The 19,840-nt window shown below is 68.8% G+C and carries 19 protein-coding genes; 11 read left to right on the forward strand and 8 right to left on the reverse strand.

The genetic code is table 11. From position 1 onward, the window contains the following. Window positions 1–9: 9 nt before the first annotated feature. Together ACFSXZ_RS20660 and ACFSXZ_RS20665 are read left to right on the forward strand one after the other, a co-directional pair. The gene (locus tag ACFSXZ_RS20660) at window positions 10–1,911 is read left to right on the forward strand and encodes a fumarate reductase/succinate dehydrogenase flavoprotein subunit (RefSeq protein ID WP_378266747.1); all 1,902 of its coding nucleotides are present in this window, start codon (window positions 10–12) and stop codon (window positions 1,909–1,911) included. Between the two features lie 252 nt (window positions 1,912–2,163). Then, the gene (locus ACFSXZ_RS20665) at window positions 2,164–2,913 is read left to right on the forward strand and encodes a succinate dehydrogenase/fumarate reductase iron-sulfur subunit (protein WP_378266748.1); all 750 of its coding nucleotides are present in this window, start codon (window positions 2,164–2,166) and stop codon (window positions 2,911–2,913) included. 9 nt (window positions 2,914–2,922) lie between these two features. Here the strand turns inward: ACFSXZ_RS20665 and ACFSXZ_RS20670 are convergent, their stop codons facing one another. Continuing rightward, on the reverse strand, window positions 2,923–4,110 hold the full coding sequence (locus ACFSXZ_RS20670) for an ROK family transcriptional regulator (protein ID WP_378266749.1): 1,188 nt from the start codon (window positions 4,108–4,110) through the stop codon (window positions 2,923–2,925). 97 nt (window positions 4,111–4,207) lie between these two features. On the opposite strand from ACFSXZ_RS20670, the gene ggh reads away from it, so the two are divergent. Beyond that, the gene (gene ggh / locus ACFSXZ_RS20675; RefSeq protein ID WP_378266750.1) at window positions 4,208–5,587 is read left to right on the forward strand and encodes a glucosylglycerate hydrolase; all 1,380 of its coding nucleotides are present in this window, start codon (window positions 4,208–4,210) and stop codon (window positions 5,585–5,587) included. Window positions 5,588–5,600: 13 nt separating this feature from the next. Here the strand turns inward: ggh and ACFSXZ_RS20680 are convergent, their stop codons facing one another. The 4 genes from ACFSXZ_RS20680 to ACFSXZ_RS20695 form a co-directional block, all read right to left on the reverse strand. After that, window positions 5,601–6,467, reverse strand: coding sequence for an amino acid ABC transporter permease (locus ACFSXZ_RS20680; RefSeq protein ID WP_378266751.1), 867 nt, complete (start codon window positions 6,465–6,467; stop codon window positions 5,601–5,603). Then, window positions 6,464–7,111, reverse strand: a complete 648-nt coding sequence (locus ACFSXZ_RS20685; protein WP_378266752.1) for an amino acid ABC transporter permease — start codon at window positions 7,109–7,111, stop codon at window positions 6,464–6,466. Before ACFSXZ_RS20685 ends, ACFSXZ_RS20680 begins: the two co-directional genes overlap by 4 nt. Window positions 7,112–7,183: 72 nt before the next feature. Continuing rightward, window positions 7,184–8,092, reverse strand: coding sequence for a glutamate ABC transporter substrate-binding protein (locus tag ACFSXZ_RS20690; RefSeq protein WP_378266753.1), 909 nt, complete (start codon window positions 8,090–8,092; stop codon window positions 7,184–7,186). Window positions 8,093–8,144: 52 nt separating this feature from the next. Further along, window positions 8,145–8,873, reverse strand: a complete 729-nt coding sequence (locus ACFSXZ_RS20695; protein ID WP_378266994.1) for an amino acid ABC transporter ATP-binding protein — start codon at window positions 8,871–8,873, stop codon at window positions 8,145–8,147. A gap of 253 nt (window positions 8,874–9,126) precedes the next feature. On the opposite strand from ACFSXZ_RS20695, the gene ACFSXZ_RS20700 reads away from it, so the two are divergent. The 5 genes from ACFSXZ_RS20700 (at window position 9,127) to ACFSXZ_RS20720 (ending at window position 13,872) form a co-directional block, all read left to right on the forward strand. Continuing rightward, on the forward strand, window positions 9,127–9,357 hold the full coding sequence (locus ACFSXZ_RS20700; protein ID WP_378266754.1) for a ribbon-helix-helix domain-containing protein: 231 nt from the start codon (window positions 9,127–9,129) through the stop codon (window positions 9,355–9,357). Next, window positions 9,357–9,704 carry a type II toxin-antitoxin system PemK/MazF family toxin gene (locus ACFSXZ_RS20705; RefSeq protein WP_378266755.1) on the forward strand — a complete coding sequence of 116 codons (348 nt, stop codon included), beginning with the start codon at window positions 9,357–9,359 and terminating at the stop codon, window positions 9,702–9,704. Before ACFSXZ_RS20700 ends, ACFSXZ_RS20705 begins: the two co-directional genes overlap by 1 nt. A 341-nt stretch (window positions 9,705–10,045) precedes the next feature. Beyond that, window positions 10,046–11,533 (forward strand): tRNA (N6-isopentenyl adenosine(37)-C2)-methylthiotransferase MiaB, encoded by a 1,488-nt coding sequence (miaB, locus tag ACFSXZ_RS20710; RefSeq protein WP_378266756.1) that lies wholly within the window; start codon window positions 10,046–10,048, stop codon window positions 11,531–11,533. 32 nt (window positions 11,534–11,565) lie between these two features. Continuing rightward, complete coding sequence (locus ACFSXZ_RS20715; protein ID WP_378266757.1) at window positions 11,566–12,051, forward strand: Rv2732c family membrane protein; 486 nt, start codon at window positions 11,566–11,568, stop codon at window positions 12,049–12,051. 264 nt (window positions 12,052–12,315) lie between these two features. Then, window positions 12,316–13,872: a Na+/H+ antiporter gene (locus ACFSXZ_RS20720; RefSeq protein ID WP_378266758.1), complete on the forward strand. Its 1,557-nt coding sequence runs from the start codon at window positions 12,316–12,318 to the stop codon at window positions 13,870–13,872. A gap of 37 nt (window positions 13,873–13,909) precedes the next feature. On the opposite strand, the gene ACFSXZ_RS20725 is transcribed toward ACFSXZ_RS20720, so the two are convergent. Further along, window positions 13,910–14,506, reverse strand: a complete 597-nt coding sequence (locus ACFSXZ_RS20725) for a cadmium resistance transporter (protein WP_378266759.1) — start codon at window positions 14,504–14,506, stop codon at window positions 13,910–13,912. Between the two features lie 24 nt (window positions 14,507–14,530). Next, window positions 14,531–15,841 (reverse strand): DUF349 domain-containing protein, encoded by a 1,311-nt coding sequence (locus ACFSXZ_RS20730; RefSeq protein ID WP_378266760.1) that lies wholly within the window; start codon window positions 15,839–15,841, stop codon window positions 14,531–14,533. A 195-nt stretch (window positions 15,842–16,036) separates the two neighbouring features. Here ACFSXZ_RS20730 and ACFSXZ_RS20735 point away from each other — a divergent pair, with 195 nt between their 5' ends. From ACFSXZ_RS20735 to dapF, 3 genes are read left to right on the forward strand one after another with little or no spacing between them, the layout of a single operon-like run. After that, a complete protein-coding gene (locus ACFSXZ_RS20735) occupies window positions 16,037–16,747 on the forward strand; it encodes a class III extradiol dioxygenase subunit B-like domain-containing protein (protein WP_378266761.1) in 711 nt (236 codons plus the stop codon). Then, on the forward strand, window positions 16,744–17,643 hold the full coding sequence (gene miaA / locus ACFSXZ_RS20740; protein WP_378266762.1) for a tRNA (adenosine(37)-N6)-dimethylallyltransferase MiaA: 900 nt from the start codon (window positions 16,744–16,746) through the stop codon (window positions 17,641–17,643). Before ACFSXZ_RS20735 ends, miaA begins: the two co-directional genes overlap by 4 nt. A 9-nt stretch (window positions 17,644–17,652) precedes the next feature. Beyond that, window positions 17,653–18,474 (forward strand): diaminopimelate epimerase, encoded by an 822-nt coding sequence (dapF, locus tag ACFSXZ_RS20745; RefSeq protein WP_378266763.1) that lies wholly within the window; start codon window positions 17,653–17,655, stop codon window positions 18,472–18,474. Between the two features lie 21 nt (window positions 18,475–18,495). Here the strand turns inward: dapF and ACFSXZ_RS20750 are convergent, their stop codons facing one another. Further along, window positions 18,496–19,788, reverse strand: a complete 1,293-nt coding sequence (locus tag ACFSXZ_RS20750; protein ID WP_378266764.1) for an MFS transporter — start codon at window positions 19,786–19,788, stop codon at window positions 18,496–18,498. Window positions 19,789–19,840 lie beyond the last annotated feature (52 nt).

A 19,840-nucleotide genomic window follows, 5' to 3' on the forward strand; every position in this document is an offset into this window, starting at 1 on the left:
GGCATCCGGATGACCGAAGTGGAACGGCACAGCTACGACGTCGTGGTGATCGGTGCCGGGGGCGCCGGGCTGCGCGCGGTCATCGAAGCCCGCCAGCGCGGGCTCTCGGTCGCGGTGGTGTGCAAGTCGCTGTTCGGCAAGGCGCACACGGTGATGGCCGAAGGCGGATGCGCGGCGTCGATGGGCAACGCCAACCCCAACGACAACTGGCAGGTGCACTTCCGCGACACCATGCGCGGCGGCAAGTTCCTGAACAACTGGCGCATGGCCGAACTGCACGCCAAGGAGGCTCCCGACCGGGTCTGGGAGCTGGAGACCTACGGGGCGCTCTTCGACCGGACCGCCGACGGCCGGATCAGCCAGCGCAACTTCGGCGGCCACACCTATCCGCGTCTGGCTCACGTGGGCGACCGCACCGGGCTCGAGCTCATCCGCACCATGCAGCAGAAGATCGTTTCGCTGCAGCAGGAGGATTTCAAGACCCACGGTGACTACGAGGCGAAGCTGAAGGTGTTCGCCGAGTGCACGATCACCGAACTGATGACCGACGAGGAAGGCCGGATCTCCGGTGCCTTCGGGTACTGGCGCGAGAGCGGCCGGTTCATCCTGTTCGAGGCGCCCGCGGTGGTGCTGGCGACCGGGGGCATCGGCAAGTCGTTCAAGGTCACCTCGAACTCCTGGGAGTACACCGGCGACGGGCACGCGCTGGCGCTGCGGGCGGGCGCGACCCTGATCAACATGGAGTTCGTGCAGTTCCACCCGACCGGCATGGTCTGGCCGCCCAGCGTCAAGGGCATCCTGGTGACCGAGGGTGTGCGGGGCGACGGTGGCGTGCTCAAGAACTCCGAAGGCAAGCGGTTCATGTTCGAATACGTCCCGGACGTGTTCAAGGGCCAGTACGCGGACAGCGAGGAAGAGGCCGACCGCTGGTACACCGACCAGGAGAACAACCGGCGCACCCCGGACCTGCTGCCGCGGGACGAGGTGGCCCGGGCGATCAACTCCGAGGTCAAGGCGGGCCGCGGGTCGCCCCACGGCGGGGTGTTCCTCGACATCGCGAGCAGGCTCACTCCCGAGGAGATCAAGAAGCGCCTGCCCTCGATGTACCACCAGTTCAAGGAACTGGCCGATGTGGACATCACCGCCGAGCCGATGGAGGTCGGGCCGACCTGTCACTACGTGATGGGCGGGATCGAGGTCGACCCCGACACCGGGTCGTCGACGGTGCCGGGCTTGTTCGCCGCGGGCGAATGCTCGGGCGGGATGCACGGGTCCAACCGCCTCGGCGGTAACTCGCTGTCCGACCTGCTCGTGTTCGGCCGTCGTGCGGGACTCGGCGCGGCCTCCTATGTGGACTCCCTGGAGAGCCGCCCGGCCGTCGCGCAGTCCGCCGTGGACTCCGCGGCGCGGACGGCGGTGGTTCCCTTCGACCCGCCGGCGGAAGGTGCCGCGGAGAACCCGTACACCCTCCACAGTGAACTCCAGCAGACGATGAACGACCTGGTGGGCATCATCCGCAAGGCCGACGAGATCTCGCGCGCGCTGGCGAAGCTCGAAGAGATCAAGAAGCGCGTCCGCAACGTCACGGTCGAGGGGCACCGCCAGTTCAACCCGGGCTGGCACCTCGCCCTCGATCTGCGGAACATGCTCATGGTCAGCGAGTGCGTCGCGCGTGCGGCGCTGCTGCGCACCGAAAGCCGGGGTGGGCACACCCGCGACGACCATCCTCAGATGGACTCGAACTGGCGCAACAAGCTCCTGGTGTGCACTGTGGACGGTGAAGACGTGATCGTGACGCCGAAGGACCAGGAGCCGATGCGCCAGGACCTCCTCGAGCTTTTCGAACTGGGCGAGCTCGAGAAGTACTACACCGAAGGCGAACTGGCGAGCCACCCCGGGAGGCAGGCGTGAACAACGCAAGTCCCGCCACCGCGAAGGAGCAAGTGTGAGCAGCGCAAGTCGCGGCACTCGGGGTTACCGGTACGCGCGCGGCCTTTCTCCGGTGTTTTATGGGGGCAAGGCCCCCACACCCCTACTGGGGGCAAGCCCCCGGATCCCCGCATCAGGGCGGCAGGGCGCCCTTCCGTCTGACGTTTCTTGCCTCCCCGAAGAGCGCCCTGGCGACGCGATCGCGGTCGCGCGCAAAATCGCGAAGGAGACAGCGTGAGCTACAAGGCGAATTTCCGGGTGTGGCGTGGTGACGCCGACGGTGGCGCGTTGCAGGACTTCGTCGTCGAGGTCAACGAGGGTGAGGTCGTGCTGGACATCATCCACCGGCTGCAGGCGACCCAGGCCCCGGACCTGGCCGTGCGGTGGAACTGCAAGGCGGGCAAGTGCGGCTCGTGCTCGGCCGAGATCAACGGGCGGCCCCGGCTGCTGTGCATGACCCGCATGTCGACCTTCGACGAGAGCGAGGTCATCACCGTCACGCCGATGCGGACGTTCCCGGTGATGCGCGACCTGGTCACCGACGTTTCCTTCAACTACACCAAGGCGCGCGAGATCCCGTCCTTCACGCCACCGGAAGGGCTCAAGCCCGGTGAATACCGGATGCAGCAGGTGGACGTGGAGCGTTCGCAGGAGTTCCGCAAGTGCATCGAGTGCTTCCTGTGCCAGAACACCTGCCACGTGGTGCGTGACCACGAAGAGAACAAGGAGAACTTCGCCGGCCCGCGCTACCTCATGCGGATCGCGGAGCTCGAAATGCATCCGCTCGACGTGGCGGACCGGCGTGAGGCGGCGCAGTCCGAGCACGGCCTCGGTCTGTGCAACATCACCAAGTGCTGCACCGAGGTGTGCCCCGAGAACATCCACATCACCGACAACGCGCTCATCCCGATGAAGGAGCGAGTGGTCGACCGGAGCTACGACCCGATCGTCTGGCTCGGTTCGAAGCTGTTCCGGCGGAAGTAGGCGGGTCGCTCAGGCCTGGTCCGGGCTTCCTCCGGAACGAGCGACGAGGGCGTCGACGGCGGCGGGAGCGAGAAGTTCGTCGGCGACCAGGCCTGCCACTCCGGTCAGCGTGGTGTTCGAGCCGAGGGCGCACGGCTCGACGCTGATTCCGTCCAGCGAGCTGGCGTGCGCGTTGGCCAGTACGGCCTCGCGCAGCCCTCGCAGGAACGGTGGCAGCACCCCGATCTCTCCGCCGACCCGGACGTAGCGCGGGTTGACGATGGTGACGACGGTGGCCAGCACGGTGCCGACCAGGCGCCCGGCCGCGGCCGTGAGCCGGGAGGCGTCGGCGTTTCCGTCCCAGACCCGGCGGATCAGGTCGTCGGTGGAGCGCACCCCGGAATGCCGCAGGTCCCGGATGAGCGCCTTCCCGCCGGCGATGGCCGAGACGCAGCCGCGTCGCCCGCAGTCGCATCGCCGCTCGTCGCCCTCGATCCGGATGTGCCCGATTTCCCCGGCCGAGCCGGTCTCGCCACGATGGACGCGCCCGGAGATCACCATCCCGGCTCCGATGCCGGTGCCCACCTTGACCCCGACCAGCGCCGCGTCCGGCCGCCCGAGTTCGCAGTGGGCGCCGAAGGCCAAGGCGTTGGCGTCATTTTCGAGGAAGACCGGGACCGGCAGTTCCCGGGAAATCTCCTCACGCAGCCGCACTCCCAGCCAGCCGGACATCGTCGGCGGGGCGATGGTGGTGCCTTCGTCGTGGTCGATCTGCCCGGGCACACTCAGCCCGACGGCGCTCAGGCTCTCCGCGCGAGAAGTCGCCTTCAACAGGCCGCGTCCGGTTTCGAGGAGATAGGGCAGGGTTTCGGCGGGCGGGTGCCCGTAGGGCAGAGGCCGGTGCTCCTGCGTGAACACGGTGCCGTGGAGGTCGGCCACGGCCACGGTGCAGTGGCGTTGCCCGATGTCGGCGACCAGCGCGGTGTGCCCCACGTCGTTGGCGGCCAGCATCTCCGCCGGACGGCCGCCGCTGGACGCCCGAAATCCGGTCGGGCGCAGCAGCCGCAGGCGATGGAGCACGTCGAGGCGCTCGACCATGGTCGCCCGCGAGAGCCCCGTGCGGGTCTGGAGCTCCTGGCGGGTGAGCGGTCCCTCCGCGCGCAGCAGCGCGAGGATGTGGCCGGGCGAAGCGGTCTCGCCGGTTCGTGATCCGGGCACGTTTGACAGAACCTCCACGGCGACTTATGTTCAACGACTAGACAGAAGTCTACTCGTCGGCGCGAACGGGAGAGGACGAGATGCCGGAGACGGCGGCATGAGCGTGGACGCCACGGCCGCCAGGGAGGACACGTCCGGCGAAAGACGGGTCCGCTATCCGCATCCCGTCCTGGCGGCACGGGCGGCGCGGGTACTGCGCGACAACGACACCGGTTCGGTGGTCACCGCGGCGCCCAGGTTGTACCCGCACATGTGGAGCTGGGACGCCGCCTTCATCTCCATCGGCCTGGCCCGGCTCGACGTGCGGCGCGCGATCGCCGAACTGGAGACGCTGTTCGCCGCGCAGTGGCGCAACGGCATGGTGCCGCACATCGTGTTCACCGATGCCGACGCCTACTTCCCCGGCCCGGACCGCTGGGGGACCGACGTGGCCAGGGACGGGCCGTCCAACGTGCGCACGTCCGGGATCTGCCAGCCGCCGGTGCACGCCATCGCGGTGCAGCGGGTCCTGGAAGCGGCCCGGATGTCCTCGCCCGGCGACCGGGCCGACGCCGAGCGGTTCGCCCGGCACATCTGGCCGAAGCTCTACGCGTGGCACCGCTGGCTCGTCGAATACCGGACGCCGGGATCGAGCGGACTGATCGCGATCGTGCACGGCTGGGAGTCCGGAATGGACAATTCACCGCGCTGGGATCTGCCGTACGCGGCGGTGAAACCGGGCGCGGAGCTGCCGCCGTACGTGCGTAAGGACCTCAGCGCGGTCGGCGATCCGGGTGAGCGCCCGACCGACCGCGAGTACGACCGCTACCTCTGGCTGATCGAGGAGATGCGGCGCGCGAGCTACGACCAGCGGCGGATCGTGCGTGATTCGAGCTTCCTCGCCGGGGACGTGTTCATCACCGCACTGTTCGCCATCTCCTGTGACGTGCTGATCGAGTTGGGCCGCGAGTTCGGGCAGGCTCCCGAGCCGCTGGGGAACCTGGCCGAATGGGCCGCGAACGCGCGCGCGGCGGTCGCCGCGAGCTGTCATTCGGTGTCCGGCATGGCCCGCGACCGGGACCTGCGGACATCGCGCTGGCTGGACACCCAGACCATCGCCGGGTTCGCGCCGCTGCTCTGCGGTGGCGCTCCCGACGGGGTCCAGCTCCGGCTTCTGTCTCTTTTGGACAGTGAACGGTGGTGTGGCCATCCGGGACTGCTGGCCCCGGTGCCGCCTTCGGTGTCACCGCTGCGTCCGGGGTTCACCCCGCGCCAGTACTGGCGCGGGCCGCAGTGGCCGGTGGTGGTGTGGCTGTTCTGGTGGGCCTTCGAACGCCGTGGCTGGCACGAGCGGGCCCGCAGGCTGCGCGACGCCGCGATCCTGCTGACCGAGGACGGTTCCTTCGGCGAGTACTACGAACCCTTCACCGGGGAACCGCTCGGTTCGGCGGACCAGTCGTGGACCGCCGCCGTCGTCCTCGACTGGTTGTGCTCCTGAGTTCAAGCAGCCTCTAGGCGGCGTCGGTCGCCAGCGCGAGTTCCTCGACTTCGTGGCCGGTGGTCTGCAGACGCTTCTTCGACCGGCGCTGCCGTCGCTCCACGTAGTGCGCGAGGGCGGTCAACAGCAGGCACAACGCGACGTAGATCGCCGTCACCACGATCGTCGACGGCACGATCGGGCGCCCGAACTGGCCCTGTGAGCCGATGTAGCGCGCGTAGTACAGCAGTTCCGGATAGGTGACCAGGAAACCGAGCGCGGTGTCCTTCAGCAGCACCACGAGCTGGCTGACGATGGTGGGCAGCATCGACCGGACGGCCTGGGGGATCAGCACCAGGAACATCACCTGCGTCTTGCGCATCCCCAGCGCGTACGCCGCCTCCCGCTGGCCTTTCGGCAGCGCCAGGATGCCGGCGCGGAACACCTCGGCCAGCACCGATCCGTTGTACAGCGTCAGCCCGAGCACCACAGCGAGAAACGGCGGCATCGGGAAGCCGAGCTCCGGACCGCCGTAGTAGAACAGGAACATCAGGATCAGCAGCGGGATCGCGCGGAAGAATTCGACGATCCCGGTCGAGATCCCGCGGAGCCAGGCATGGTCGGACAGCCGTCCCGCCGCGAACACCGCGCCGAAGATCAGTGCCAGCACGGCGCCCGCCGCGAACGCCTTGAGGGTGGCCAGCACCGCGTTCGCCAGGTCGGTCTGGACCTGGACGTACTCCAGCCACTCCCATTTCCGCCCGGTGAACTGGCCGCTGTCGTAGAAGCGGTAGACGATGTAGGCGATGATCGCGGCCACCACCACGCAGCCGAGCACGGCCAGCAGCCGGTACCGGGCGCGCGCCTTCGGGCCGGGAATGTCGAAGAGAACGGAATTCATCGGGCCACGCTCCAGCGCTTTTCGAGGGATCGCTGGATCAGCGAGAGGATCGCGACCAGGATGACGAAGCCGAGGGCCACCCAGAGCAGGCCGACGAGCTGGTTCTCGCCCCGTTCGGACAGGTACTGGCGGATGGCGCCGGCTTCGAGCACCGAGAAGCCCGACGCGATGGTGGTGTTCTTGAGCAACGCGATGAGCATGCTCATCAGCGGCGGCACCACCGAGCGCACCGCCTGCGGCAACACGATCTGGCCGAGCACCTGGCCGAAGTTCAGGCCCAGCGCCCGGGCCGCTTCGGCCTGGCCGATCGGGACGGTGTTGATGCCCGACCGCACCACCTCGCAGATGAAGGCCGAGGTGTAGAGGCTCAACGCGACGACCGCGGCGACGAAGAAGTTGAGCTTGAGGATCTCCAGCAGCGGGTAGGCGAACACCAGGAAGACGAAGATGAGGGTCAGCGGCGTGTTGCGCACCAGGGTGACGTACGCCGTACCGACCGCGCGGAACACCGGCACGGGGCTGACCCGCAACATCGCCAGGAACGTGCCGAAGATCAGGCTCGCCGCACCCGAGAGCAGGAACAACTCGATCGTGGTGAGGAAGTACGAACCGTAGATGTCGAGGTTGTTGGTCAAGACATTCAAGGGAGTTCTCCCGGCTGGGTGTCACGAAGAGCGGCAGGCGGGCGCACACCGCCCGCCTGCCGCCGATCGGGGTCAGTACCGCTGAATGGCGGGCGGCTGCGCCGCGGAGCCCGACTTGCCCAGCGTCGCGTTGTAGATCTTCTGCCAGGTGCCGTCGTCGATGGCCGCCTGCAGCAGGTCGTCGATCTTGCCGCGCAGCGCCGCGTCGTCCTTGTTCAGGCCGATGCCGTAGGGCTCCTGCGAGAACTGCTTGCCGACCACCTTGAAGGTGTCCGGGTCCTGCGCGGCGAAGCCCTTGAGGATCGCGTCGTCGGTGGTGACCGCGTCGACCTCCTTGGTGCCCAGCTTGTCCACGCACTGCGAGTACTTCTGGAACTCCACGATCTGGCCGCCCGGCTCGGTCAGGTGCTGGTCACGCACCCGCTGGATCGGCGTGGAGCCGGTGACCGAACAGACCTTCTTGCCCTTCAACGTTTCCGGCCCGGTGATCGAGTTGTCGTCCTTGCGCACCAGGAGGTCCTGGCCGGCCTGGAAGTACGGGCCCGCGAAGGACACCTGGGTCTTGCGCTTGTCGGTGATGGTGTAGGTGCCGACGTAGTAGTCGACGTTGCCGTTGGCGATGGAGGCTTCCCGCGCGGTGCTGTCGACGGTCTTGTAGGTGATCTTGCTTTCGTCGATGCCGAGGCCGGCCGCGACCATCTTCGCGATCTCGATGTCGAAGCCACCGAACTTGCCGGTGGTCGGGTCCTTGAGACCGAGGCCGGGCTGGTCGTCCTTGACGCCGATGGTCACCGCGCCACCCTGGCTCTTGATCTTGGCGAAGGTGGCCGAGCCGGGCAGGTCGACGTTCTTCGCGACCGGGTAGGCGGGTGGCGGCGCCGCACCGGCCTGGCCGTTGTCCGAGGGCGATCCTTGCTTGCCACACGCGGTCAGGGCGAGCGCGCTGACCAGCAATCCGGCCGCCAGGGTGCGGATTTTCATGCAAACTCCCGGTGTTGGGTGCGTTACTTCGGGTGGGGAAATCGCACTGGTGTCAATGGGTGAGGATCTTGCCGAGGAAGTCCTTCGCGCGATCCGACTTCGGTTTGGTGAAGAAGTCGTCCGGGGTGGAGTCCTCGACTATTTCGCCGTCGGACATGAAGATCACCCGGTTCGCGGCGCGGCGGGCGAAGCCCATCTCGTGCGTGACGACCAGCATGGTCATGCCGTCGGCGGCCAGCGCGGTCATGGTGTCCAGCACTTCCTGCACCATTTCCGGGTCGAGCGCCGAGGTGGGCTCGTCGAAGAGCATCACCTTGGGTTTCATGGCCAGCGCGCGGGCGATCGCGGCGCGTTGCTGCTGCCCGCCGGAAAGCTGGGCCGGGTATTTCTCCGCCTGGTTGGCGATTCCGACGCGGTCCAGCAGTTCCATCGCCGTCTTGCGCGCGTCGGCGGCCGCGATCTTGCGGACCTTCTGCGGCGCCAGGGTGACGTTCTCGAGGATCGTCTTGTGCGCGAACAGATTGAACGACTGGAAGACCATGCCGACATCGGCGCGGAGCGCGGCCAGTGCCTTGCCTTCGGCGGGCAGCGGCTTGCCGTCCACCGCGATTTCGCCCGAGTCGATCGGTTCCAGCCTGTTGATCGCGCGGCACAGCGTGGACTTGCCCGAGCCGGAGGGGCCGAGCACCACGACGACCTGACCGCGGGGGACTTCGAAGTCGATGTCCCGCAACACGTGCAACTCGCCGAAGAACTTGTTCACTCCCGTCGCCCTGATCATGGGTGGCGCAGACGACTGTGGCGTCGCTGTGGTCATTTACCCTCCATACCCCCGGGTTCACCCCGGTTCACCCCGGCGATCTAACACCGAAGCGGACAGTAATGCCCGCACAACGGTTCAACCGCAACCTAGGTGTCATCTTGGGGCGTTCGTGTCGCCTTTGTGCCGCATTGTGCACATCACTGTAGTCACGGCCGTCAACAGCGACGATGCCGGGTAGCCTGGTGGTAGCAATGGCGGTAGCATGGTTGGTATGAAGCTGAGTATCAGTCTGGGTGAGGAGGACGTGGCCTTCCTTGACCGCTTCGCCGCGGAGGCGAAGATCAGTTCGCGGTCCGCCGTGCTGCAACGCGCCATCGAACTGCTCCGCGCCTCCGAGTTGGAGGCTTCCTATCAGGCCGCCTGGGACGAATGGGCGGAAGAGGAGGCGGATGCCTGGGAGTCCACCGTCGGTGACGGCGTGACGACCCAGGCGACACACTGATGCGCAGGGCGGAAATCCGACTGGTCGGTTTCGACCCGGTGCGCGGTTCGGAGTCCGACAAGACCCGGCCCGCCGTCGTCGTCAGCAACGACGGGGCGAACGCGGTCGCCGCCCGGCTGGGCCGCGGCGTCGTGACCGTCGTGCCGGTCACCTCGAACACCTCCCGGGTCTTTCCCTTCCAGGTGCTGCTCAAGGCGGCCGAGTGCGGACTGAAGCACGACTCGAAGGCTCAGGCCGAGCAGGTGCGCTCGGTGTCGGTCGAACGGATCGGGCGCAAGGTGGGCCATGTGCCCCCGGCGCTGATGACCAAGATCGATCATGCCCTCAAGCTGCACCTGGGCCTGTGAAGGAGTTGGCACGCCGCCCGAGGGGACCGCGCAAGAGTCGTCGATTTCGCCGACCGGGTCATCGCCTTCACTTCGGATTCCGCGATTACGTATGCGGCGATCGTGGCCGGCCGTGAACGACGCGGTCGTCCCATCAGCATGGCTGATGGTCAGATCGCCGCGATCTGTCGTCTCCATGGTGCGGAGCTGGCCACCCGTAACGCGAAGGACTTCGCCGATACGGGTGTGCGGGTGCTCGATCCCTGGACAGCCGGGTAGGCGGGAAGCCCGTCCACCGGTCTGTCGGCCGGCGGCGAGTAGGGTAGAGCCGTCCAGCCCTGAGCAGTGATTGTGACGCTTCAGTGACCAGTGTTCCCAGGACCTACGAAATCCGCACCTTCGGTTGCCAGATGAACGTGCACGACTCCGAGCGGCTCGCCGGGCAGCTGGAGGAGGCGGGTTACCGCCCGGCGGGGCGTGACGCCCAGCCGGATCTGGTCGTGTTCAACACCTGCGCGGTCCGGGAGAACGCCGACAACAAGCTCTACGGCACGCTGGGCCATCTGCGGCCGGCCAAGGACGCCAACCCCGGCATGCAGATCGCGGTCGGTGGCTGCCTGGCCCAGAAGGACCGTGGCGACATCGTCAAGCGCGCGCCGTGGGTCGACGTGGTGTTCGGCACGCACAACCTCGGGTCGTTGCCGGCCCTGCTGGAGCGCGCCCGGCACAACGCCGAGGCCGAGGTGGAGATCCTCGAGTCGCTGGAGACCTTCCCGTCGACCCTGCCCGCGCGGCGTGACTCGGCCTACTCGGGCTGGGTGTCGATCTCGGTGGGCTGCAACAACACCTGCACGTTCTGCATCGTGCCGTCGCTGCGCGGCAAGGAACGCGACCGGCGGCCCGGCGAGATTCTCGCCGAGATCGAGGCGCTGGTCGCCGAAGGCGTACTCGAAGTGACCCTGCTGGGCCAGAACGTGAACTCCTACGGCGTCGAATTCGGTGACCGCCTGGCGTTCGGCAAGCTGTTGCGCGCCTGCGGCGCGGTCGACGGCCTGGAGCGCGTGCGGTTCACTTCGCCGCACCCGGCCGCGTTCACCGACGACGTGATCGAAGCGATGGCCGAAACGCCGTCCGTCTGCCCCCAGTTGCACATGCCGTTGCAGTCCGGGTCCGACCGGATTCTCAAGCTGATGCGCCGTTCCTACCGGGCTTCCCGCTACTTGTCCATTGTGGACAAGGTGCGGGCGGCGCTGCCCGCCGCCGCGATCACCACGGACATCATCGTGGGCTTCCCCGGCGAGACCGAGGAGGACTTCGAGGCGACCCTCGACGTGGTGCGGCAGGCGCGGTTCGCCAGTGCGTTCACCTTCCAGTACTCCAAGCGTCCCGGCACGCCCGCCGCCACGATGGACGGCCAGGTGCCCAAGGAGGTCGTGGGCGAACGCTACGAGCGGCTCGTCGCGCTGCAGAACGAGATTTCCTGGCAGGAGAACAAGAAACTGGTGGGCCGCAAGGTCGAACTGCTGGTGGCGGCCGGCGAAGGCCGCAAGGACAGCGAGACCCACCGGATGAGCGGGCGCGCCCGTGACGGCAGGCTGGTGCACTTCACGCCGTCGGGGCCCGCCGTCCAGGGAACGGTGCGTCCCGGGGACATCGTGGAAACCGTGATCACCTATGCCGCGCCGCACCACCTGGTCGCCGACGGCGAGCCGCTGTCGCACCGGCGCACCACGGCCGGCGACAACACCGAGGCCGGGCGGCGGCCCACGACCAGCGGGGTGAGCCTCGGGCTGCCCGCTTTCGGTGCGCCGCCCGTGGTTCCGGCGGCGAACGTCGGGTGTGGCGGGTGAAGAACCGCACCGTCAATGACCGGGAGGGAAACATGAGTGACAAGCCGGGCAATGACGAAGCGGCCGATTTGCGTCGGCTCGCCGCCGATGTGGACGGCGTGGTGGACAAGGCGGCCAGGACCGTCGACCTCGGGCGCCGTGGTTTCGTGATCTCCCTGCTGGTGTTCGTGCTCATCGTCGCCGAGTTGCTGCCGTGGGTCGGCCCGTACTCCGGATGGCAGGTGCTCCTCGGCCAGGGCGGCGTGGCGATCCCGCGGCTGTTCGCGGCCACCTCGACCGGTTTCGGCGTGCTCGCCTCGGCGCTCGCGTTGACCACCCGACGCTGGTGGCTGACCTGGGTGTGCGCGATGGGCGGCTGGTTCGCTTCGGTGGACGGCCTGCTCGCGGTGTGGTCCCAGCAGTCCTCCACCGCCGGTGGCGTGCACGGCGACGGCCCCGGCATCGGGCTGGCCCTGGCCCTGGGCATCATGATCGTCCTCGCCGGTACCTGGATGCGCACCGCCTGGTCCCGCAACTGACTCGCGTACCCGGCTTGCGGGATCGACATGCACTAATCTGTGTTTCCAAGGCGCGCGATCGGATTTGCGTAGACGGGCCGTGGCTCTCGAAGCACCGTCCCTTTTCGGAGGCAGGCGGCCCACCTCCGAAAATCCGAAGCCTACGGCGCTCGCGCGCATCTACTCACCTCATGCGGAACCCCGGGCTTCTGAAACATGCACTAATCTGAACAAGGCGCGCCGGGAAGTCTGGTCGGCATCACGAACAGAGAGGTCGGCCGGACCATGCGCAGTGTCGAAACGGTGCTTGCCCTTGTCGTGCTGGCGACCGTGGTCGCCGCCTTCGCCCACCGGCTGCGCCTGCCTCCGCCCTCGCTGCTGGTCGTCGCCGGTGTCGTGGCCGGGTTGCTGCCCGGGGTGCCCACGATCCGCGTGAGCCCCGAAATCGTCAGCCTGGTCGTGTTGCCGCCGTTGTTGTTCGCCGCCGGTGAGGAACTGCCGTGGCGTGATCTGCGGGCGGTCTGGCGTCCGGTGTCCGTGCTGGCGTTCGGGCTGGTGATGGCCTCGGCGGCGGCGGTCGCCGCGGTCGCGGTCGCGCTGACCCCGCTTCCGCTGGGGATGGCCTTCGTGCTCGGCGCGGTCCTGGCGAGCACGGACCCGGTGGCGGTCGCCGCGCTGGGCCGTCGGCTTTCGCTGCCGCCCCGGGTGCAGGCACTGGTTCAGGCGGAGAGCCTGTTCAACGACGCGACGAGCCTGCTTCTCTTCCGGGTCGCGGTCATCGTGGGCATCAGCGCGGGCTCGGTGTCGTGGGGCCACACCGCGGTCGAGTTCGGTGTGCTTGTCGGTGGCGGCCTCCTGGTCGGCGCGCTGGTCGCCGCCGGCGCTTACGTCGTGCGCCGCCGTACCGAAGACCCTGTGCTGGAAACGGTGCTCTCGCTGATCACCCCGTACGCGGCGTATGTGCTCGCGGAAGCCATCCACGGCTCTGGAGTGACCGCGGTCGTGGTCGCCAGCGTCATTCTCGGCACGCAGGCGAGCAAGCTGACCACCGCCCGGATCCGGCTCCAGCTCGGCGCGGTTTCGGCAACCGTGGTGTTCCTGCTGGAGAGCGTGGTCTTCGCGCTCATCGGCCTTCAGTTGCCGGAACTGGTGCGCGAGTTGTCCACCACGACCCCGTGGCCAGTGCAGGCCATCGCGATCGCGGTGACCCTTCTGGTGGTGCGGGTGCTGTGGGTCTTCCCGCTGTCGGCGGTCCAGCAGCGGCGGCGCGGAGCCCGGCGGCCCACCTGGGAGGTGCCCGCGGTCGTGTCGTGGGCCGGCGCCAGGGGCGTCGTCCCGCTCGCCGCGGCGCTGTCCATTCCGCTCGCGACCCAGCCCGAGTACCGAGACCTGGTGTTGTTGCTGACCATCGCGGTCATTGTGATCACTCTGGTGGTCCAGGGCTTCACGCTCGCGCCTCTGGTGCGGCGGACCGGTGTCGCGGTGACCTCGGAGGACGTGCGTCGCGAACATGTCTCCGCGCGACTGCGGCTGGCCGAGGCCGGCCTGGCGCATCTGGACGCGGTGGCCGCGACCGAAGCGGCGCCCGAGTTCCTGGTCTCGCAGCTGAGAGACAGCTGGCAGGCACGGATGGACCGGATCACCGAGCGCGAACCCGACGAGGCCGCCAGCGTGTCGGCCGCCGAGTCCTACCGGCGGTTGCGCCGGGAACTGCTGGCCGTCGAAGGCGCCGAACTCAATCGCCTCTATCAGGCGGGGGAGATTTCCGATCACACCCGTCGCCGCATTCAGCGCACGCTCGACCTGGAACACGCGGGGCTCGGCGACGAGGACGGACTCTAACCCCGCCCGACTGTCCATTGTGGACAATTTTCGGTGCTCACCGCACCTTCGCCGAGATTCCCGCGGCGACGAGAATCCAGACCCCGATCACGATGAACACCGCGGGCACCAGCACGGGTCCCACCCGTGCCAGCCCGGCGATGATCTTGGGGCGGCCCCCGAGCGCGGCGCCCGCCGCGCACCACAGGCCCAGCAGGACGAGGAACACCGCGATGGTCAGCAGAACCTGCCCGGCACGGAGGGCGTGGAACACCGGAACGTAGACGCTGAGGTTGTCCGCGCCGTTCGCGATGGTGATCGCCGCGACGCCGAGCAGGCCGGAGGCGACCGGATCGGCGCCGTCCCGGTCCGCGGAGCGTGCCCGCCACAGGCCCCGGACGCCCAGCGCGAGCGGGACCAGGCCCAGCAGGCCTGCCCATGCGCCGGGCACGGCCACCAGGCCCGCCGCGGCACCCGCGCTGACCGCTACGAGGACGGCGAAACCGAGGTACTGACCTACCACGACCTCCCGTGGCCGCGGGACGCCACGAGCGCGGGCGGCCAGGAACAGCGCGGTGAGGACGACGAGATCATCGATGTTGGTGCAGGCGAACACACCGGCCGCCTGGGCGATCGTCGTCCACGGCGCCGTCACCGGCCGGTGGCCCGGCTCACCGCGTCAACGGTCGGCCACGGCGCGCTCGGCGGCCTCCATCCATTCACGCCACTGGGCGGCCTGCTCGTCGGCCTTGCGGGCACGGCGCTCGTCGCCCGCCGCACGGGCCTTGGCCGCCTGCGACTCGAACTGCGCGACCCGCTCGCGGAACTGTTCCACGCGCGCCTGCGCCTCCGGATCGGTGCGCCGCCACCGGCTGTCCTCGACCGAGCGGATCCGGTCCTGCACGGCCTTGAGGCGGCCGTCCAGCTCCCGGATGCGCTCGCGCGGCACCTTGCCGATCTCGTCCCACCGTTCCTGGATCCGGCGCAACGTCGCCTTCGCCGCGTCCAGGTTGGCCGCCGGGTCGAGTTTCTCCGCCTCCGCGAGCAGTTCCTCCTTCTGCGCGGCGTTGTTCGCGAACTCCTGATCACGTTCGGTGAACACCGCCGACCGGCGGGCGAAGAACTTGTCCTGCGCGGCGCGGAACCGCTGCCAGAGCGCGTCGTCGGTCTCCTTGGGCGCGCGGCCGGCGACCTTCCACTCGGCCATCAGCTCCTTGTACCGGCCCGCGGTCGGTCCCCATTCGGAGGAATCCACCAGCGCTTCGGCTTCGGCGATCAACTCCTCCTTGCGGGTCTTGGCCGCGGCCCGTTGCTTGTCCAGTTCCGCGAAGTGCGACCCGCGCCGCCGGTTGAAGGACTCCCTCGCCTTGGAGAACCGTTTCCACAGCTCGTCGTCGGTCTTGCGGTCGACGCCCTTGACGGTCTTCCACTCGTCCAGGATCGCGCGCAACCGGTCGCCGGCGGCCTTCCACTGCGTCGACGCGGAGGCGATCTCCTCGGCCTCGTCGACCAGCGCCTGCTTGCGGGCGATCGCGGCCGACCGCGCCTGCTCGCGCTCCTGCCGGACGTTCGCCAGCGCGCTTTCGGCGTGCCCGATCACGTGGTCCAGCCGGCTCTTGAGCGCTTCGAGGTCGCCGACGACGGCGGCACTGGCGAGCCCGTCGCGCAGCTGATTGGCGCTGGACAGCGCGTGTTTCGGGTCGCCGGCCCCGGAGGCCAGCCGGGTCTCGAGCAACTCGACTTCGGTGCGCAGGTCGTCGAAGCGCCGGGCGAAGTGCAGCAGCCCCTCCTCGGCCGTGCCGGCCTGCCAGACCCCGACGGTGCGCTCGCCGTCCGCGGTCCGCACGTAGACGTTGCCCTCGTCGTCCACCCGGCCCCAGCGGGAGGGATTCGACTCGGCCAAGGGCACCGGTCGCGCACCTTGGCCCGCCGTCTGCGCGTGCGGCAGGGGGTGGGGCGCCGGAGCGCCGGTCTCTGTCTCGTCGGCCATCGCAGGCTCCTTATCGCCTGTCGGCCCGCCCTCGGGCGGGCGCCCCACCGAGGTGGGGCCGGGTCTTGCCGGTGGTGGATCGTCGGGAGCGGTTTTCCGCCCCTCGCCGCATTCAAGCAGTTCAGCACGGCTTGTGGTATTCGGCGAGGTGTCCGGAGCGGGTGATTCTACTTCGGGCCGGTAATCTCGGAGGGTGTGATCTCGCGTGTCGCCGTGGTGCCGCATCCTCCCCTGCTGGTGCCGGAGCTCTCGCCGGGATGCGCGGCCGACCTGCGGACGGCTTGCCTGACCGCGGTTTCGCGGCTCGGCAAGGCCTGGCTGGCGGTCGGCGCACACGACGATGACCTCTCCATTGAACCGGAATCCGCGGGAACTTTCCGGGGCTATGGCGTAGATGTCCCGGTCAGTCTTTCCACCGAACGGGTGCCTTCCGGTGAATTGCCGCTGCCGGCGTTGGTGGCGGGCTGGTTGCGGGAGCGGGCCGGCGCGGCCTCGGTGCGGATCCGCCTCGTCCCGCGCGCGACTCCGGCGGCCGAATGCGAGCGCATCGGCAAGGAACTCGCGGACTCCCCGGAGACGTCGCTGCTGATTCTCGCCGATGGGTCCAACCGGCACGGTCCTCGGTCTCCGGGCAGCGAGGACGCCCGCGCCCCCGCCTTCGACGAGAGCGTCGCGGAGGCGCTGCGGAACGCCGACGTCCCAGGCCTGCTCGCCTTGGACGTCCGGCTCGCGGAAGAACTCGGCGCCGGTGGCCGCGCGCCCTGGCAGGTGCTCGCCGGGCTCGGACCGGGATGGCGGGCCGAACTCCTGTACTCGGACGCGCCTTTCGGTGTCGGTTACCACGTCGCGGTCTGGGAAAGGGCTTCCCGTCCCAGCGGCGATCCCGTGGACGGACAGCGCCGGTGAAGCCGATCGCCGTCGTGGGCCCCACCGCCACCGGGAAATCCGAACTGGCCGTCACGCTGGCCCTCGAACTGGGTGGTGAGGTGATCAACGCCGACGCGATGCAGCTCTACCGCGGGATGGACATCGGCACCGCCAAGGTCACCACCGAGGAACGACGCGGCGTGAACCACCACCTGCTCGACGTCCTGGACGTCACCGAAACGGCGTCGGTGGCGGCGTACCAGAGGCAGGCGCGGGAGATCGTCGAACGGCTGATGCGGGCCGGGAAGGTGCCGATCCTCACCGGTGGATCCGGGCTGTACGTCCAGGCGGTCCTGGACGACCTGGAATTCCCGGGCACCGACCCTGCCGTGCGAGCGGGGCTGGAGGCCGAAGCCGAACAGCTCGGCCCGGCGGTGCTCCACGCGAGACTGGCCGAGCGTGATCCGAAGGCCGCGGAAGCCATCCTGCCCAGCAACTCGCGCCGGATCGTGCGCGCACTGGAGGTCATCGAAATCACCGGACGGCCGTTCTCCGCGAGCATGCCGCGGCCCGGTCCCGCGCGTTACGGCACGGTGCTGGTCGGAATCGATCGAGAAGCGGGCGAACTCGACGAACGGGTGGAGGCGCGGGTGGACCGCATGTTCGACGGAGGGTTGGTGGACGAGGTGCGGTTGCTCGCCGGAAAGGGTTTGCGCGAAGGGAAGACCGCGTCGCGCGCCCTGGGGTACCAGCAGGTGCTGGCGGCGCTCGACTCCGACGGCGATTTCGCGGCGGCCGCGGCCGCGACGAAGCAGGCGACGCGCCGTTTCGTTCGCAGGCAACGATCTTGGTTCCGCCGGGACCGGCGGATCCGCTGGTTCGACGGTACCGATCGGGATGTGGCCGAGCGGGTGCTGTCCGTGGTCGCCCAGTAGGCTGAGCGAGTGGCAATCGAGTTCCTCAAAGGGCATGGCACACAGAACGACTTCGTGCTGCTGCCCGATCCGTCCGGCCGTCTCGACCTGACGCCGGGCCGGGTCGCCGCTCTGTGCGACCGGCAGCGCGGGCTCGGTGCCGATGGAGTGTTACGGGTGGTTCGCGCCGAGGCGCTCGGCATCGCGTGCGATGGCGAGTGGTTCATGGACTATCTCAACGCGGACGGTTCGCCCGCCGAAATGTGCGGCAACGGGATGCGCGTGTTCGCGCGATACCTGGTGGACGCGAACCTCGTGCGCGAGCGGGAGTTCGTCGTGGGCAGCCGCGGTGGGGACCGGCGCGTGATGGTGCGCCCGGACGGTGCGGTGACCGTGCACATGGGACCGGCGACGATCACCGGCGCTTCGGTGGCGATCGTCGACGACCGGAACTTCTCCGGGGTGGCGGTCAACGTCGGGAACCCGCATCTGGTGTCCATTGTGGACTGCGACGTGGTGGAGCTGGATCTGCGCGCCCAGCCGCGCTATGACACGGACTTCTTCCCGGACGGGGTGAACCTGGAGTTCGTGAACCCGATCGGGGAAGGCGCGCTCCGGATGCGGGTCTACGAACGGGGAGTGGGCGAGACCCGCTCCTGTGGCACCGGCACCGTCGCCGCGGTGGCCGCGGCGCTGCACCTGGCGGGCACGGACACCGGAGAGTCCACAGTGGATGTTCCCGGCGGGCAGGTCATGGTCGCGCTCGAGCGCGGTGAAGCGACGCTGACCGGACCCGCGGAGTTCGTGGCGCACGGTGAGTTGTACGACGACTGGTGGGCGGCCAACGGCTGATGACACGTGGCCCGGTTCCGCTTACCGGGCCACGTCTTCCTCGTCGGACTCGTTCGGCTCGACCGGGATGTCCCGCATGGTTCGCAACGGGGACAACAGGACCGGCAGGACGGCCACGATCTGCGTGCCCAGGGTCACCCACACCGTGCCGCGCACGCCGATCCATTCGCCCAGTGCCCCGCCGGTCAGCCCGCCGATGGGGCCGATACCCCACACCACGAACCGGATGCTGGCGTTCATCCGGCCGAGAAGGTGGTCGGGACACACGGCTTGCCGGTAGCTGACCTGGGAAACGTTGTAGACCACCACGCCGTAGCCGAGGAACACCAAACCGATCGGCACGAGCACGACCCGCCAACCCGGTTCGGCCAGCGGGATCAGCAGCAACGCGGGGTCGGTGACCAGGAGCACCAGCCAGATCGCCCTGGCCTGCCCCACTCGTCTGGCCCACCAGCCGCTGCCGAGCGCACCGGCCACTCCGCCGAAGCCCGCCAGGGTCAGCAGTGTTCCGGCGCCGGCGGGGGAAAGCCTCAGATCCCTGGTGAGAAACAGGATTTCGACGGCCATGAAGGCGGAGAAGCCGAGGTTCGCGGTCCCGGTGCACGTCGTGATGGCGCGCAGCGTCGGATTGCGGAACACGAAACGCAGCCCCTCGCCTATCTCCGCCCGTAGTCCGGCGTCGTCCCGGCGTCGCGGCTCGGGTTCGACCGCCTTGATACGCCCCAGAAACAGGGCTGACGCGAGGTAGCCGAGACCGGTCGTCAGCACCGCGTTGGCCGCTCCGGCGAACTGGGTGAGCGCACCGGCCGCGCCAGGCCCGAGGATCTGTGCGACGGACTGGCTTGTCTGGAGTTTCGCGTTCCCTTCGACCAGATGCTCACGGCCGACCAACGACGGCAGGTAGGACTGATAGGCGATGTCGAAGAACAGGGTGCCGACGCTGACCAGCAAGGCCACGACGACGAGTTGCGTGAGCGTGAGCCATCCCGCCCACCACGCCCCCGGCACGCTCAGCAGGACCACCGCGCGGGTGAGATCGGCGCGGATCATCAGGGGGCGGCGGCGCATCCGGTCCACCCACACCCCCGCCGGGAGGCCGAGGAACAGGAAGGCGGCATTCTCCGCGGCGGTCAGCAGGCCCATCTGGAACGGGCCGGCCGCCAGCACGGTCGCCGCGAGCAGGGGTATCGCGGTGTTGCCGACGGAGCTGCCGAACTGGCTGACCGTGTCACCCGCCCAAAGACGCCGGAAGTCCGCATGGAACCACAGGGAGGTGCGGCGCCCGGAGACACCCGCGGGTGATGAGGCAGTCACCGGCTCAGTCTGCCGAGAGTGATTGGAAATGGTCAATCACTTCCGCTCTAGG

The sequence above is a fragment of the Amycolatopsis pigmentata genome (genome assembly GCF_042684065.1).
In the GTDB taxonomy this organism is placed as follows: domain Bacteria; phylum Actinomycetota; class Actinomycetes; order Mycobacteriales; family Pseudonocardiaceae; genus Amycolatopsis_E; species Amycolatopsis_E pigmentata.

Bases quoted from the DNA above. Each gene is read 5' to 3' on its own strand.
- ACFSXZ_RS20660 (WP_378266747.1), top strand. From the start codon at position 10: ATGACCGAAGTGGAACGGCACAGCTACGACGTCGTGGTGATCGGTGCC.
- ACFSXZ_RS20695 (WP_378266994.1), bottom strand. From the start codon at position 8,873: ATGATCAGGGCGACGGGAGTGAACAAGTTCTTCGGCGAGTTGCACGTG.
- ACFSXZ_RS20705 (WP_378266755.1), top strand. From the start codon at position 9,357: ATGCGCAGGGCGGAAATCCGACTGGTCGGTTTCGACCCGGTGCGCGGT.
- ACFSXZ_RS20720 (WP_378266758.1), top strand. From the start codon at position 12,316: ATGCGCAGTGTCGAAACGGTGCTTGCCCTTGTCGTGCTGGCGACCGTG.
- ACFSXZ_RS20690 (WP_378266753.1), bottom strand. From the start codon at position 8,092: ATGAAAATCCGCACCCTGGCGGCCGGATTGCTGGTCAGCGCGCTCGCC.
- ACFSXZ_RS20680 (WP_378266751.1), bottom strand. From the start codon at position 6,467: ATGAATTCCGTTCTCTTCGACATTCCCGGCCCGAAGGCGCGCGCCCGG.
- ACFSXZ_RS20715 (WP_378266757.1), top strand. From the start codon at position 11,566: ATGAGTGACAAGCCGGGCAATGACGAAGCGGCCGATTTGCGTCGGCTC.
- ggh (WP_378266750.1), top strand. From the start codon at position 4,208: ATGAGCGTGGACGCCACGGCCGCCAGGGAGGACACGTCCGGCGAAAGA.
- ACFSXZ_RS20700 (WP_378266754.1), top strand. From the start codon at position 9,127: ATGAAGCTGAGTATCAGTCTGGGTGAGGAGGACGTGGCCTTCCTTGAC.
- ACFSXZ_RS20730 (WP_378266760.1), bottom strand. From the start codon at position 15,841: ATGGCCGACGAGACAGAGACCGGCGCTCCGGCGCCCCACCCCCTGCCG.